The sequence below is a fragment of the Mesorhizobium sp. M7A.F.Ca.CA.002.15.2.1 genome (genome assembly GCF_003998715.1).
In the GTDB taxonomy this organism is placed as follows: Bacteria; Pseudomonadota; Alphaproteobacteria; order Rhizobiales; family Rhizobiaceae; genus Mesorhizobium; species Mesorhizobium ciceri.
The window spans coordinates 1-402 of the sequence record NZ_RZPI01001294.1; the positions used below are offsets into that span (position 1 = coordinate 1).

Annotated in this window: 1 protein-coding gene; it reads right to left on the minus strand. The window is 68.4% G+C overall.

What is annotated here, in order from left to right; translation table 11 throughout:
• The coding region (locus ENZ74_RS34215; RefSeq protein WP_127313394.1) for a DUF1501 domain-containing protein at positions 1–402 on the minus strand (402 nt) is incomplete at both ends.

Below are 402 nucleotides of genomic sequence, written 5' to 3' on the forward strand. Positions count from 1 at the left end.
CCGCCACGCCGATCGCCGACAGCGCCTGCTGGAACGTGGCCAGGGCCTGGCCCAGTTCCTTGAGCAGGGCGGGGTGGGTGTCGTTCAATCCGGCGTGGTTGTCATAGCCGTTCTGGGATACGAAGAAGACCTGGCGGCGCGCGCCCAGCGCCTGGCGCGCCGCGATGATGCGGGCGACGATCTTCAACTGCTGCGCCAGGGGTGACGAGAACTCACCTGGAACCGCCACGTCCGCGAGGGCTGCGCGCAGGCGCGCATCGGCGTCGATGGACTGCGCGGCGATGCGCGACATCTCGCGCTCCATCAGGTGCTCGCGCGGTTGCGTGATCAACTGGCGCAGCAAGGCCGTGCAGGCGCTGGAGCCATACATGTCGCGGGTCAGCAGGTCCATCTGCGTGGAAC